We start from the raw sequence: 14,672 nt of genomic DNA on the forward strand, positions 1-14,672 counted from the left end.
CTACTCCCGTGGTGGGGAGATCAGTTCGCGCACCCAGTCGACGGCGGTCTGGGCCTGTTCCGGGGTGCCGGCGTGCAGGCCGTTGACGATCAGCCAGATGCGGTCGGTCAGCAGCGCCGGGTCGGGGCGGCCGAGCTGGCCCACCAGGCGTTCCACCTCGGCGCGGGTTTCGGCCAGGTAGCCTTTGGCGACGCGGGCCGGCTCGTCGTCGTCACCGGGGAACTCGGTCAGGTAGTTGCGGAAGGCGCAGCCTCGATATCCGGGCCGCCGCACGAAGTCGGCGATCTCGGTGACCAGGGCGATCAGCCGGTCGGCCGGGTTGCCGGCCCAGCGCAGGGCCTCGCCGGCCGAGCGGGCGCGCTCCTGGCGTACCAGTTCGAGGTAGGCCGCGGCCAGTTCCGCCTTGCTCGCGAAGTGCCGGTAGAGCAGGTTCTTGCCGCAACCGGCCACGTCGACGACCTGGGCCATGCCGACGGCCCGGACGCCCTGCTCGTAGAAGAGCCCGGCCGCGGCGGTCAGGATCGTGTCGCGGGTGCCGGGGGCGGGCGAACGTGCCATCTGATCAGATTAACGGACCGATCAGTCTAACAGGACAAATGGCCCGGCCGACAGGACAAATGGCCCGGACGGTACACACACCGGTGGCAAGGGGATGCCCATCGGTGTGCGTACCGTCGCCGTCCGCGGCCACAGTCGACCGTGTCACGCTATCCCGGCGCACGGCTCGCGCAGGGGCGTGCGGCCGAACTGATCGCCCGGAAGGGGATAGCACCCGGCAATGCCGTCATCGGGCGGCGCGGACCGGTTCGCCGCGCAGGTCAAGGACCCGGTCGACGAGATCCAGGCCTTCTGCGCGGTGGGCGAGAACGAGGACGGTACGCTCGGACGCCGCGTCCAGCAGGTCCGCCATCAGTGCCCGCGCGCCCGCCTCGTCGATGCCTTCGGTCGGCTCGTCCAGGATCAGCAGGTCCGGGTCCGCGAGCAGCGCCCGGGCCGTCGCCAGCCGTCGCCGCTGCCCGCCGGAGACGGTGCTTCCGCCAGTGCCCAGCCAGGTGTCCAGCCCGGCCGGCAGCCCGGCGAACCAGTCACCGAGACCGACCCGGTGCAGCGCGGCGACGAGGTCCCGGTCGTCGGCGGCGGGGGCGGCGAGGCGCAGATTCTCCCGTACGGTCGACGCGAACACGTGCGCCGTCTCGTCCCCGACCAGTACCACCCGGCCGGCCGACTGCACCGTCCCGGCCCACGGGTCGAGCAGTCGCCCCAGCACCGCGGCCAGCGTGGACTTCCCGCTGCCGGACCGCCCGGTGATCGCGGTACGGGAACCGGCCGGCAGGTCCAGATCGAACCCGTCCAGCACCGGCGCCTCCTCGCGGTGCCAGCCGGCCACGAGCCCGCGTACGCGCACCGCCGCACCCCGCCCCCGTACCGGCGCCGCGCTGACCGGGGATCCGGAAGCCGGCGCCGCGCTGGCCGGGTTCTCGGCGGTCAGCGCCGCCACCCGCCGCGCCGCGCCCGCCGCCTGCCGCCGCGCGATCGCCGCGTCGGGCAGGGCCACCACCGTCTCACCCAGGGCGACCAGGCCCAGCAGTGCCACCGCGCTCCACTCGGCCGACAACCCGGCGCCGCCGAGCACGACGGCGGTCCCGGCGGCTGCCGCGCCCCACCCGAGATGGGCGATCGCGCCGGCCAGGCCGGACCCGCGCGCCGCACGCGCCTCCAGGCGGGCGAGGGTTGTGCTGCGTTCCGCGGGTACGTCCGGACGACCCGCTCCGGAACCCACCTCCTCGACGCCGTCCACGGTTTCGACGACAGCGTCCCGCAGCGCCGCCCGGGCGGCTCCGGTGGCGGCGTCCAGCCGGTCCGCCTGCCGGGCCGCGACGGCCGGGGCCAGGACCCCGGCCACCAGGACGCCCACCGCGAGTGGCACCAGCAGCATCGGCGTGATCGCGGCCAGGGCGAGCGCGGCGACCCCGAGCGTGACGACCGCCGCCCCGGCCGGCAACCGCCCGCGCAGCAGCCCGTCGACCCCGGCGTCCACATCGTCCACGAGCCGGGTGAGCAGGTCACCGCGCCGGTGCGCGCGCCGCCCGGGCACCCGGGGCACCAGGTCGGCGTAGACCCGCGACCGCTGCCGGCCGAGCCGTGCGAACGCCACGTCGTGCGCGACGAGCCGTTCCAGGTAGCGCAGCAGCGGCCGGGCCACGGCACTGCCCCGGACCAGCACGACGGCCGCCGACAGGGTGAGCACCGGCGGCAGCGACGCGGCGCGGACCAGCAGCCAGGCGGCGGCGCCGGTCAGCAGGACTCCGCTCAGTGCGGAGGCCGCCCCCAGCGCGACAGCCACCCCGGGCCGCCGCGCCCACGCCCAGCGCCCGCCGGCAGCGCGATAATCTGTTTCGGTCGAACGGCGCTTGGCTGGTGCCAACGCTTCAGGGCGGTGGCCGGCTCCGGCCGCTCCGGGACGGGCGCCCGCGCTCGTCGTTCGCGCGGGGTCGCGGACCTCTTCGGCACGGGCGTCCGCGCTCGTCGTTCGCGCGAGTCCGCGGACCTCTTCGGGACGGGTGCCCGCGCTTGTCGTTCGCCTGGAGTCGCGGACCTCAGCCGCTCGGGGACCATCGTCGGCGCCGGCAGAACGGGAGGTGGGGCCGGTGGCCCGGGGGGCCGGGTCGAGGGTCACCACGCGGTCGGCGGCGGCCAGCAGGGCCGGGCGGTGGGCCACCACGAGCACCGCGCATCCCTGCGCCGCGAACTCGTTCAGCCGCCGGATCACCAGTTGCTCGGCGGCCGCGTCCAGGTGCGCGGTCGGCTCGTCCAGCAGCAGCGTCACCACCGGCCGAGTCCGGCCCGAGCCGGTCGGCGATTCGTGCTGATTTGTTCCCGGCGGGCCGGCTGTCGGCCGGGGTGTGCCGTTCGCCGCGATCACCGCCGCGTCCAGGGCGACGGCGGCCTCGGCGGTGATCGCGGTGGCGGCAGCCACGGCCGCGTTCTCGGCGACCGCGCCGGCGGCCCGGTGCAGCAGGGCAGCCAGGGCGAGGCGCTGGCGCTGACCGGAGGAGATGCCGGCGCCGTGTTCGCTGAGCGGGGTGGCGGCGGTCACCTCGCCGGTCAGGCCCACGGTCCGCAGGGCGTCGGCGATCTCGGCGGGGGAGGCTTCCGGGGGGAAGACCTCGGCGACGGTACGCGCGTGCGGCAGCGCCGGCCGCTGCGGCAGGTAGAAGGTCCGGCCGATCGCCAGCGCGCCCGACGACGCCGGGTGCAGCCCGGCGAGCACCCGCAACGCGGTCGTCTTGCCGGCGCCGGACGGTCCCCGCAGCGCGACCGTCTCACCGGCGCGCACCGTGAGTTCGTCCAGTACCAGCGCCTCGGCCGCCGCGCCAGGGTAGCTCGCGCGCAGGGCACTCGCCCGTACACCCCAGCGCCCAGCCGCACCACCGTCCAGCCTCGCCCGCACCGCGAGGTCTCCCCGCGCCGCGCCCGCGCCTGCCTCCGCCTCGCCCAAGGGGCCATCCCAGCCGGAGGCGCCGGCCGGGCCAGAGACGCCGGCCGAGCCGGAAGTGCCCGCCGGGCCAGAGACGCCGGCCGAGCCCGAAGCGCCCGCCGAGCCGGAAGCCCCGGCCGAAACCCCGGAAACCGCCGGTGCCGGGCCGGTCAGGATCTCGTCGACGTCGGCGATCACGGCGGAGGCGTCGGTCGACGCGTGGTAGCGGGCCGCCATCTCGCGCAGCGGCCGGTACGCCTCCGGCGCCAGCAGGATGGCCAGCAGCGCGGGCGCGAGTTCCATCGAACCGGCCGCGACGCGCAGGCCCGCCTGGACCGCGATCAGGCCGACCGACAGGGTGCCGACCAGGTCCAGCGCGGTCGAGGAGAGGAAGGCGACCCGCAGCACCCGAATGGTGGCGCGCCGGTGCTGGTCGGTGAGGTCCTCGATGACCGCGGTCTGCCGGTCGGCGCGGCCGAAGACGCGCAGCGTGGCCAGGCCGCGCACCACGTCGAGGAAGTGGCCGGCGAGTCGCGCGTCGGCCGCCCAGCGCTGCCGGGCGCGGGCCTGGGTGGCCCAGCCGATCAGGGCGCCGAGCAGCGGGATCAGGGGCAGCGTGAGCACGGCGACGATCGCGGAGGCCGGGTCGACAAAGGCCATCACGACGATCACGAGTGGGGGCAGGAGCACGCCGAGGACCAGCGACGGCAGGTAGCCGGCGAACCACGGCTTGAGCGCGTCGAGCCCGGTGCCGAGGACGGCGGTGAGCCGGCCGGGTCCGTGCGCCGCCACCCAGGCCGGGCCGCGCCGGACCACGGTGTCGAGCAGGGAGCGCCGCAGTTCGTCGGTGACCCGGGCGGCGGTGCGGCGGGCCACCACCTGTTCGGTCCAGGCGAGCGCGGCGCGGGCGGCGAACGCGCCGGCGAGCAGGGCGACCCCGGGCGTACGGGGCCCGGTGACGATCCAGCAGAGCGCCACGGCGAGCCCGACGGTGGTGGCCGCCTGACCCGCGCCGATCAGGGTGAGCAGCGCGATGCCGGCCCGGCTGGTCCGGGCGTGCCGCAGCAGCCGCGGGTCGACCGGCCCCCGCGCGGTGCGGCTCACGACGCGACCCGTTCACTGGCGACCCGGCGGCGGAAGACCCAGTAGGACCAGATCTGGTACGCGAGCACGCCGGGCAGCACGATCACACCGGCGATGGTGATCAGTTTCAGCGCCTCCGGGCCGGCTGCGGCGCCGTCCCGGGTCAGCGACCAGGCCGCCGACAGGGTGCTGCGCAGCACCACGTCGCCGTGCACGGTGAAGACCGCGACCACGGCCGCCGCCACGCCCGCGGCCACCGCGACGAACGCCGCCGCCTCCCGGGCGCGCCGGGCGAGGACACCGGTGACGAAGCTGAGGACCGCGGCGAGCAGGATGACGCGGTTGCCGGTACCCACTCCGATGATCGAAAGGGCGACCGCCCCGCCGAGCCCGGCGTGCCGTGCCAGGTCGCGGGCCCGGCGGCGCACCGGGCCGGTGGTGCGCAGCGAGAGGAACGTCGCGCCCAGCAGGATCGCGGCGAGGAACGCGCCGAGCACGCCGAGGCCGGCGGCGGGGGTGAGCAACGGGTCGAGGCTGCGGCTCAGGCCGGTGCCGGTGACCTCGCCGTCGGGGCCGAGGGCGAGGCCGTGCACGAAGATGCCCAGCACCGCGCCCCAGAGCAGCACGATGCCGGCCGACGACGACGCCAGCAGCAGGTCGCTGCGGCGGCGCCAGGACGGTGCGTCGTGCTTGCCGCGGAATTCGAGGGCGACGCCGCGGATCGCGAGCAGCAGCAGGATCAGGACCATCGGCAGGTAGAGGGCGGAGAGCAGGGCGGCGTACCAGTCGGGGAAGGCCGCGAAGGTGACGCCGATGGCGGCGACCAGCCAGACCTCGTTGCCGTCCCAGAACGGCCCCACGGTACGGACCACGGCTCCCCGCTCGTGCTCGTCGCGCCCCAGCAGCGGGGTGAGGATGCCGACGCCGAAGTCGAAGCCCTCGAGCACGAAGTAGAGGACCCAGGCGAGGACGAGCACCGCGAACCAGAAAGTGATCATGGGTTCGGAACTCCTAGTAGGCCGGGACGGGTTCGGGTTCGGTCTTCTCGGTGGCGCCGGTCCCGTCGCCCTCGAGCGGCTTGCGGGACAGGTGCATCACCAGCCGGCACCAGACGACGGCGAGCAGGCCGTAGACCACGGTGAACCCGGCCAGGGACGCGATCACCTCGGCGCTTGTCAGGCCGGGCGAGACGCCGTCCGCCACCTTCGAGATGCCGAACGCCAGCCACGGCTGCCGGGCGGTCTCGGTGAAGATCCAGCCGAAGGTGTTGGCGGCCGCCGGCAGCAGCGGGGCCAGCAGGACGAACCGGCGGTACCAGCGGGGGTCGCCGGTGCCCGGTCGCAGCAGCACGGGCAGGCGCCGCAGCACGGTGAAGCGGCGCAGCTCGCTGGTCTTCCACAGGTGGTACGCCCCGAACACCATGGCCAGGATGCCGGCGCCCATCATCAGCCGGAACGTCCAGAACGCCACCGGGATCATCGGGACGTAGCTGCCGGGACCGTACTGCGCCACGTACGCCGCCTGCAGGTCGTCGATGCCCTGCACGGTGCCGTCGAACGACCCGGTGCCCAGGAACGACAGCAGTTTCGGCACCTCGATGCTGAAGAACGGCCGGTCGTGGCCGAGCTCGCCGATCGCGAAGACGGAGAACGGCGCGCCGGTGGTGGTCTCGTAGAGGGCTTCGGCGGCGGCCATCTTCATCGGCTGCACGTCCGTCATCACCTTGCCGAGGTGGTCACCGCTGATCACCGTGCCGAGGCCGCCGGCCAGCGTGATCCAGGCGCCGAGGCGGGACAGCGTGCGGAACGCGGTGTGCGACCGGGCCTGCCAGACACCGATCGCCAGCAGCACCCCGCCACCGGCCATCGCGGCGCCGGCCATGGTGTGCGGGAACGCGGCGAGCACCACCTCGTTGGTGAGCAGTTCGGTGAAGCTGGTCAGGTGCGCGCGGCCGGTCTCCGGGTCGAGCGCGTAGGCGACCGGGTTCTGCATGAACGAGTTCGCGGCCAGGATGATGTAGGCGGAGAGCAGCGTGCCGACCGCGACGATGACGATGGTGGCGGCGTGCAGGCGGCGGGGCAGCCGGTCCCAGCCGAAATACCACAGGGCCAGGAACGTGGCCTCCAGGAAGAAGGCGAGCATCCCCTCGATGGCGAGGGTGGGCCCGAAGACGTCGCCGTAGAACCTGGCGAACGCGCTCCACCCGAGCCCGAACTGGAACTCCTGGACCAGCCCGGTCACCACGCCGACGGCGAACGTGACGATGAGCAGCTTGCCGACGAACTTCGTCAGGTGCAGGTACTTGTCGCGGGACGTGCGCATCCACGCCAGCTGGAGTCCCGCCGCCGTCGCGGCCAGGCAGATCGACAGCGGGACGAACAGGTAGTGGTAGATCGTCACGACCGCGAACTGCAGGCGGGTCAGGTCGAGCACATCCATCTCGGGGCCCTTCTACGACGCTTCGTAGTAGATACTACGTCGTGTAGTACGACACCGTGCAGTAGGATCTAACACATGGCGATGGGGGACCTCGAACGTGAGGTCATGACGAGACTGTGGGACGCGCGTGAGCCGCTCACCGTCCGCCAGGTGCACGAGGCGCTCAGCGGCGACCGCGACCTGGCGTACACGACGGTGATGACGGTGCTGGACCGGCTGGCGAAGAAAGGCCTGGTCAACCAGCAGAAAGCGGACCGCGCCTATCGGTACGCCCCCGCGCAGTCCCGCGAGGAGATGACCGCCGGCCTGATGATGGACGCGCTCAGCGCCACCCCGGACCGGGACGCCGCCCTGGCGTACTTCGTGGGGCAGCTGCCGCCGGACGCCCTCGCCGCCGCCCTCAAGGCCGTCCGCCCCGGGGAGCCGTGACCGCACTCCTGCTCGGCGCCCTCGGCCTGACCCTGTCCCTGATCGCGCCCGGCATCCTGGCGAACGCCCGCTGGCCGGACCGTGCCCCGGTCGCCGGCGTGGTGCTCTGGCAGGCGCTCACCCTGACGTCGGTGCTCTGTGCGCTCGGCGTGGTGCTGGCCGCACCCGAGGAACTGACCCGGGCCGCCGGTGCGCGGCACCCGGAGACCGTTGTCGCGCTGATCTTCTCGCTCGCGGTGGCCGCGACCATCGTGATCCGGCTGCTGATCTCGCTGGCCCGGGTGACGTCCCGGGCCCGCGCCCGCCGCGACCGGCACCGGACGCTCGCCGACCTGCTGGACCGGGCCGAGCGCCGGGAACAGACCGGCGGGGGAGAGGTACGGGTTCTCGACGGCGCCCTGCCGATGGCGTACTGCGTGCCCGGCCGGCAGCCGCGGGTGATCCTGAGCGACGCGGTGCTCCAGGTGCTCGACCGCGAGCAGGTCGACGCCGTCCTCGCCCATGAGCGCGCCCACCTGCGGCACCGGCACGAGCTGGTGATGGAGTCGTTCACCGCGTTCTACCAGGCGGTCCCGGCACCGCTGCGCAGCCGGGTGCCGCTCGACGCCGTACACCTGCTGCTGGAGATGGTGGCCGACGACGCCGCGCGGCGCCGCACCGGGCCGGCGCCGCTGCGGGCCGCGCTGGAACGCATGGCGGACGCGGTGCCGTTGGCCGAGGGTGCCGTCGCCGAGACGCGGCGCCGCCGGCTGGACCGCCTGGAGCTGCCGGAGAGCCGGGTGTTCACGGTCGCCGCCGGAGCGGCCGCGGCGGGCCTCCTGGTGTTACCCACAGTGATCTTGGTAGTGCCCTGGCTCGGCCGGGCCCTGGACGCCTGGCCATTTCAATAACGCACCGTAATGGGTGGCGTGCGCACGGTTTCGCCACGCGGATGACCTTTTGTTCGGCGACAGGTGCCCGGTACGGTGGTCCCGGTTCGGCAGCCCCCCAATCGTCCAACCGGCCGATCTGACGAACCGCCGCCTAATCACACGCGTGAGTCGGGGACCCAGGTAAGTCCGGGGTGAAGCCGCTTTTTCGCGAGCGGCCGGGCAGCTTCCCGCCCGAACCCGTCAGCTAACCCGGTCGGCGGTCGAGTGGGAAGAAAGGACAACGCACCTAAGTGAAACGGAAAGGCGTTCTCCGCGGTCTGCTCTGCGTGATCGCCGCGGCTGGAGTCGTTCTCACTGGTCCCGCCGTTGCCCACGCCGAGCCCACGCCGGCGAGCGTCGAGAAGAAGATCGACGAGCAGTGGAACAAGCTCGAACCCGTCATCGAGGAGTACAACTCGGTGCACTCCAAGCTGAAGAAGCTGCGCAAGCAGCAGGCCTCGCTGGAGAAGACGCTGACGCCGCTGCAGGTGAAGGTGGACGTCGCCATGGCCCAGGTTCGGGGCATGGCCGTCGACGCGTACATGCAGGGCCCGCCGAACGCGTTCAACGCGATGCTGATGTCCGGGTCGCCGACCGGGCTGACCGAGAAGCTCTCGCTGCTCGACCAGCTCGCTCAGCGCCAGACGGAATCGATCGAGGACGTGGCCAAGCTCCGCGACAAGTACGCCGCGGACAAGGCGAAGGTGGACCAGCTCGCGACGGAGATCGCCGCCCGGGACAAGGACCTGGCGGCGAAGAAGAAGGCCATCGAGAAAGAGATCGACGACCTTCAGAAACTCCGGATCGACGCGTACGGCACGGCGGACGTCGACGACGGCCCGCTGCGCACCGGCCCCTGCCCGGTCACCTACACCAACGACAAGGGCGGTCGCGCGGCTCAGAAGGCGTGCGACCTCATCGGTAAGCCGTACGTCTTCGGTTCCAACGGCCCGAACAGTTACGACTGTTCCGGTCTGACGCAGAAGGCATGGGCGTCGGTCGGTGTGCACCTCGAGCACTACACGAAGGACCAGTACGGTTCGACCAGATCGGTCAGCCGCAGCGAGTTGAAGCCCGGTGATCTGGTCTTCTACTTCGCCGATGTCCACCACGTGGCCATCTACATCGGTGGTGGCATGGTGGTCCACGCGCCGCACACGGGCGACCACGTGCGGATGGCGACGATCGATCGCGGTCCGATTGCGGGATACCGCCGGCCCGCCTAGGAAATGAACGCGAGAAGGCCGTTCCTGCGCTTTTGCGGGGGCGGCCTTTTTGCGGGGTACGCCTACCCTGCGTGACCGTTCTCACAGCAGTTTCCGGCTGTCCGCAGCGTCGCTTTCGCGGGCGGCACCCCCGGGCTCCTGGCCCGGCCGGGGCATAATCGCCTGTCATGAGCGACGCCTTGATCGACAGCCTCACCGCCGCGGTGCAGGCCCGCCCCGACGACCTCCCGCTGCGCCTGCACCTGGCCGAGCTGCTGGTCTCGGTGGGCCGGGGCGCCGAGGCCATCGCGCACGCCGCTCAGGTCCTCGCCCGCGAACCCGGCAACCCGGCTGCCCAGCAGCTGATGGCCCGCGCCCTCGGCCCCGCGCCGGCCGCGCCCGCCGGTCCGCCGCCCGCTTCGCCCGCCACCCCGCCCACCGGCGCGCCCGGCACCCCGCCTGCCGCGGCCCCGCCCGGCACCCCGCCCGCGGCGGCCCCGCCCGGCGCGTCCCGGTCCGGCGTCGACTGGGCCGCGCTGGAGGAGCAGTTCGGCGACGTGGTGCCACCCCGGTTCGCCCGGCAGCCCGCCGGCGGCGAACCGGACCCGGCCGGCGGCCACCAGGACCGGGTCTTCGACGTGGAACGCTCCACCGTCACCCTCGCCGACGTCGGTGGGATGGCCGACGTCAAGAAACGCCTCGAAGTCTCCTTCCTCGGCCCGCTGCGCAACCCGAAACTGCGTTCGCTGTTCGGCAAGAGCCTCCGCGGCGGCCTGCTGCTCTACGGCCCGCCCGGCTGCGGCAAGACGTTCCTGGCCCGGGCGGTCGCGGGGGAGATGGGTGCCGCGTTCATCTCGCTGAGCATCACCGACGTGCTGAACATGTGGGTCGGCAGCTCCGAACGCAACCTGCACGACCTGTTCGAGTCGGCGCGCGGCCACGCGCCGTGCGTGCTGTTCCTCGACGAGATCGACGCGCTCGGGCACAAGCGCAGCCAGTTGCAGTCGTCCATGCGTACCGTCGTGAACCAGCTGCTCACCGAGCTGGACGGGGTGGAGGGCGGCAACGACGGGGTGTTCGTGCTGGCCGCCACGAACGCGCCCTGGGACGTCGACTCGGCGCTGCGGCGGCCGGGACGCCTGGACCGTACCGTCCTGGTGCTGCCGCCGGACCGTACCGCCCGGGCCTCGATCCTGGAATTCCACCTGCGGGACCGCCCGGTCGCCGGCATCGACCTGGACGCCGTCGCCGCCGCGACCGAGCACTACTCCGGCGCGGACCTGGCGCACCTGTGCGAGACCGCCGCCGAGTACGCGATGCGCGACTCGATCGCCACCGGCGAGATCCGCATGATCGGGCAGGCCGACATGCTGGCGGCGGCCCGCGAGGTGCGCCCGTCGACGGACGCGTGGTTCGCCACCGCCCGCAACGTCGCGATGTTCGCCAACGAGAGCGGCGAGTACGACGACCTGGCGGCGTACCTGAAGAAGCGCAAGGTGCGGTGACCCCCGCCGCGCGGGCCCGGGTGCTCGCCGACCTCGGCCGGCTGGCCGACGCGGAGACCGAGGTGCGTGCCGGCCTGGTCGCGGCGCCGTCCGATCCGGAGCTGCTGGCCCTGCTTGCCGGCCTGCTACGCCTGCGGGGCCGCCGCGACGAGGCCCTGCGGGCGGCGGACGCGGCGGTCCGGGCGGCGCCGGACCTGGCCGGCACCCACATCGAACGCGCCGAGTGCCTGCTGCTGATACCCGCCCCCGGCTCGGCTTCGCGCCGGGACCGGCCCTCCACCGACGAGGAGTGGGCGCCCGCGGGTGCGGCCGACAACTGGGCCCGCCTCGGCGTGGCGGATGAGCGGGCTCGGCTCGGCGAGGCGGTGCGGGAGGCTGAGGAGGCCGTGCGGCTGGAGCCGGGGCACGCGCCGGCGCACCGGGTCCTGGCGCGCGCGCTCGCCGCCCGCCGGCAGTTCGGCCCGGCCCGCGCGGCGGTGCGGCGGGCGCTGGAGCTGGACCCGCGTTCGGTGCCGGACCTGCTCACCCTCGCCGAGATCGAACGGCACGCCGGGCGGCGCAAGGCGGCCCGGGCGGCGGCCGCGGCGGCTCTCGCGCAGGATCCCGGCAACCCCGACGGCCGCTGGCTGATCGCCCTGCTCGACGCGGAACGGCTCCGGGTCCGCGCTTCGATGACCGGCCTGCGCGCGCTCGCGGCCGACCACCCGGACCGGCTCGACATCACCGCCCTGACCTGGCCGATCCGGGGCCTGCTCGGCGGTCTGCGACGCGGTCTCGGCACCGGGGTCCCTCTGGTGACGCTGCTCGCCGCCGTCGCCCACGTCTGGCCGTCCTGGCAGCTCGCCGCCCACGCCATCGCCGCGACGGTCGCGCTGGTGATGATCGGTTTCAGTCTCCGGGTCCTGATCCCGGCCGGCGTCCTGCCCTGGCGCTGCCTGAACCTGCTGGCGGCCCGCACACGCCGGGCCGTGGCAACCGGCTGGGGTGCGGCGGGCGCGACGGTGGCGCTGCTCATCGCGTACGGCCTGACCACGCACCCCCTCCTCCCGATCGCCGCGTTCGTCCCGCTCGCCGTGCTGGCCGCCGCCGGGCGGGCGGACCGCGCATGAGGATCTGCTTACCGCCGGCGGGCGGACCGCGCATGAGCACCTTCTTACCGCTGGGCGCGCCGGCCGCGTGTGAGCGCTTGAGCGCGGCCGGGTGCGGCGCGTGCGTGTGACGCACATGAACGCCGGGTTGCCGATGCGCGATAGATCACTCGACGCCGGGTAAAACTTGCACAAAGCGCAAGATCTCCGGATGCTGGTCCTGGCGGAGATCGACAGGTCCGGAGCCCGCCGGTCCCGCGCACCGGCCGGCTCCCGCGCCGGTCCGTCCCACCCGCGCCGGCCCATCCCCACGCGGCGTCCGGACGTCCCCCCGCGGACCGGCACCCCTCGCGCGGACCACCCCTGCCGCGCGCCGGCCCGAACCGCGCCGGGTGATCCTCCAGGAGCGTGCCGTGATCGTGGTCGACAGTCGCCCCGAGGACAGGGACAAGGACCAGCAGCACCGGGACCAGCACAAGCGCCGGCGCAAGGCCGACGCCGGGGCCGACGCCGGCCGCCGCGGCCCGCTTGCCGCGCTCCGCGAACTCGCCCTGGTGGCGGTGCTGTTCCTGGTCTACAAGGTCGGCCGGCTCGCCGCCGACGGCCACGTCGACGAGGCGTTCCGCAACGCGCGCGCCATCTGGGACACGGAGCGCCTGCTGCGCCTGCCCGGCGAACTCGGCCTGCAGCACGCGCTGCTCGGCTGGCGTGCGCTGGCCGAGGTGGCGAACGGCTATTACGCGTACGTCCATTTCCCGGCGACCGCCGCCTGCCTGATCTGGCTGTGGCTGCGCCGCCCGGCGTACTACCGCTGGACCCGTAACGTCCTGGTGCTGCTCACCTCGGGCGCCCTGCTGGTCCATTTCGTGATGCCGCTGGCGCCGCCGAGGATGCTCACCGGGACCGGGATGCTGGACCTGGGCCGGCTGTACGGCCCGTCCGTCTACGGCAACCCGGAGACGGATCACCTCTCCAACCAGTACGCCGCGATGCCGTCCCTGCACTTCGGCTGGGCCCTGGTGGTGGCGATCGCTCTGATGGCCGCGATCGGCGGCCGGCACCGCGCCCTGTGGCTGCTGCACCCCGCGGTGACGCTTCTGGTGATCGTCGCGACCGGCAACCACTACTGGCTGGACGCGATCGCCGCCGCGTTGCTGACCGCGGCCGCGTACGCCCTGCTCCGCCATCGTCGCCCGGCGCACGCCCCCGCGATGGTCCCGCGTCAGCGCCAGCCGCACCCGGAATGAGGAACGAGCCCCGCCGCGCTGGGAAGCGCGACGGGGCTCGGTGTGCGTTATCGGTCAGGCGACCGCGTACAGCGCCTCCGGAGTGACCGCGCCGGCGAAGATCCGGCCGTCGTCGGTGAGCAGCGCCGAGAAGAGCGAACCGCTGAGCAGCCGGCCGCTGCCCCACTCGCCGCTGACCTTCGGCAGCGTGCCGAGCACGGACTCGAACTGCTTGGCCTCCTCGCCGGTGAGCTCCTGCGGAGCGGCGTCCGCGGGCAGCTTGCCGGAGAGGATGGTCGTCCAGCCCTCACCGATCAGCTTGAAGTCCTCCGCCTCACCGGCACCTGGCTTGACCGCCTCGCCCGGCTTGGCCGGCAGACCCGGCTCGGCGTGCTGCTCGAGGGCGTCGGCCGGCGGCTTGACCTCCTCCACCTTCGCACCCGGCGGCGGGTTGAAGGTGAACTGCTCGGCGTCCGGCACCTCGAAGCTGACCTGCTCGAAGGCGACCCGGACGGCCGGCTTCGTGGCGTTCTTCGCGTAGACGTCGACCCGCAGCGGGATGTGCTCGGTCGCGTCCAGCGCCAGCCGGACCTGGCCGACCAGCGACGCGGTGTCCCGCGGGCTGAGGACCAGCTCGTACGCGTCCCGGCCGGCCACCTCGGCGGCCCCGGTCGTGTCGACCTTGGTGGTGCCGTCGATCGCGGCCAGGGCTGCGTCGGCGGCCTCCTGCGGCGTGGACGGCACGCCGCTCGGCAGGGCCTGCCGCTCCTTCTTCGTGGTGTCGCCGACACCGGCCGGCAGCGTCACGTGCGTACCGCTGTTGTCGCTGCTCTTCCAGATCCACACGTCCGACGCGTTGCGGATGACGTCGGTCTCGCCGCCGTCGGCGAGCAGCGCCAGCCGCGCCTTGTCCTCACCCGCGTACCACACCCGGGCGGTGTTGCTGCCTGCCACCAGGCTGGTGAGCCCGCCGCCCTCGACGTTCGAGAGCAGGCCGGCGATGCCGGGCAGTCCCAGATCGGTGCTCTGCACCACGGTTCCGGAGAACCCCGCGGGGTTCGCGCTCTGCAGATCGACGAGCAGCTGGGCCGCGGTACGCTCCGGCAGGGCCGGGTCGGCGCTCGCGACGATCGTCCCGGCCGCCGCGCCGCCCCCGATGACCGCCACCGCGGCGGCCGACGGAACGAGCCAGCGCAACGCCGGCCTTGACCTGAACACGGACACGATGTCCACCTCCCCATCTCTGTCCATCATCGTGCTCCGATGCCGCTGTGACGAGGCTGAGAAAGTCCCTTAAGGGGCACCACC

11 protein-coding genes and 1 riboswitch are annotated in these 14,672 nt (G+C 73.6%); of the genes, 6 read left to right on the forward strand and 5 right to left on the reverse strand.

The window, feature by feature from the left end; genetic code table 11:
* The 4 genes from LPA41_RS25090 to LPA41_RS25105 all read right to left on the reverse strand — a co-directional run bounded on the left by LPA41_RS25090 (position 1) and on the right by LPA41_RS25105 (position 7,000).
* A complete protein-coding gene (locus LPA41_RS25090; protein WP_229073228.1) occupies positions 1-558 on the reverse strand; it encodes a TetR/AcrR family transcriptional regulator in 558 nt (185 codons plus the stop codon).
* A gap of 226 nt (positions 559-784) precedes the next feature.
* Positions 785-4,582, reverse strand: a complete 3,798-nt coding sequence (cydC, locus tag LPA41_RS25095; protein ID WP_229073229.1) for a thiol reductant ABC exporter subunit CydC — start codon at positions 4,580-4,582, stop codon at positions 785-787.
* Positions 4,579-5,559: a cytochrome d ubiquinol oxidase subunit II gene (gene cydB, locus LPA41_RS25100; protein WP_229073230.1), complete on the reverse strand. Its 981-nt coding sequence runs from the start codon at positions 5,557-5,559 to the stop codon at positions 4,579-4,581. The genes cydC and cydB overlap by 4 nt, the downstream gene beginning before the upstream one ends.
* A gap of 13 nt (positions 5,560-5,572) precedes the next feature.
* On the reverse strand, positions 5,573-7,000 hold the full coding sequence (locus LPA41_RS25105) for a cytochrome ubiquinol oxidase subunit I (RefSeq protein ID WP_229073231.1): 1,428 nt from the start codon (positions 6,998-7,000) through the stop codon (positions 5,573-5,575).
* Positions 7,001-7,075: 75 nt separating this feature from the next.
* Here LPA41_RS25105 and LPA41_RS25110 point away from each other — a divergent pair, with 75 nt between their 5' ends.
* The 6 genes from LPA41_RS25110 to LPA41_RS25135 all read left to right on the forward strand — a co-directional run bounded on the left by LPA41_RS25110 (position 7,076) and on the right by LPA41_RS25135 (position 13,385).
* The gene (locus LPA41_RS25110) at positions 7,076-7,429 is read left to right on the forward strand and encodes a BlaI/MecI/CopY family transcriptional regulator (protein ID WP_229073232.1); all 354 of its coding nucleotides are present in this window, start codon (positions 7,076-7,078) and stop codon (positions 7,427-7,429) included.
* On the forward strand, positions 7,426-8,319 hold the full coding sequence (locus LPA41_RS25115) for a M56 family metallopeptidase (RefSeq protein ID WP_229073233.1): 894 nt from the start codon (positions 7,426-7,428) through the stop codon (positions 8,317-8,319). The genes LPA41_RS25110 and LPA41_RS25115 overlap by 4 nt, the downstream gene beginning before the upstream one ends.
* 120 nt (positions 8,320-8,439) lie before the next feature.
* Positions 8,440-8,575: riboswitch (cyclic di-AMP (ydaO/yuaA leader) on the forward strand.
* A 16-nt stretch (positions 8,576-8,591) separates the two neighbouring features.
* Positions 8,592-9,566 carry an NlpC/P60 family protein gene (locus tag LPA41_RS25120; RefSeq protein WP_229073234.1) on the forward strand — a complete coding sequence of 325 codons (975 nt, stop codon included), beginning with the start codon at positions 8,592-8,594 and terminating at the stop codon, positions 9,564-9,566.
* A gap of 167 nt (positions 9,567-9,733) precedes the next feature.
* Positions 9,734-11,050 carry a 26S protease regulatory subunit gene (locus LPA41_RS25125; RefSeq protein WP_229073235.1) on the forward strand — a complete coding sequence of 439 codons (1,317 nt, stop codon included), beginning with the start codon at positions 9,734-9,736 and terminating at the stop codon, positions 11,048-11,050.
* The gene (locus LPA41_RS25130) at positions 11,047-12,159 is read left to right on the forward strand and encodes a tetratricopeptide repeat protein (RefSeq protein ID WP_229073236.1); all 1,113 of its coding nucleotides are present in this window, start codon (positions 11,047-11,049) and stop codon (positions 12,157-12,159) included. The genes LPA41_RS25125 and LPA41_RS25130 overlap by 4 nt, the downstream gene beginning before the upstream one ends.
* Positions 12,160-12,551: 392 nt before the next feature.
* Complete coding sequence (locus tag LPA41_RS25135) at positions 12,552-13,385, forward strand: phosphatase PAP2 family protein (RefSeq protein ID WP_229073237.1); 834 nt, start codon at positions 12,552-12,554, stop codon at positions 13,383-13,385.
* A 54-nt stretch (positions 13,386-13,439) separates the two neighbouring features.
* On the opposite strand, the gene LPA41_RS25140 is transcribed toward LPA41_RS25135, so the two are convergent.
* Positions 13,440-14,588: a hypothetical protein gene (locus LPA41_RS25140; protein ID WP_229073238.1), complete on the reverse strand. Its 1,149-nt coding sequence runs from the start codon at positions 14,586-14,588 to the stop codon at positions 13,440-13,442.
* Positions 14,589-14,672: the final 84 nt, after the last annotated feature.

The organism is Actinoplanes sp. DH11 (assembly GCF_020873875.1).
In the GTDB taxonomy this organism is placed as follows: Bacteria; Actinomycetota; Actinomycetes; order Mycobacteriales; family Micromonosporaceae; genus Actinoplanes.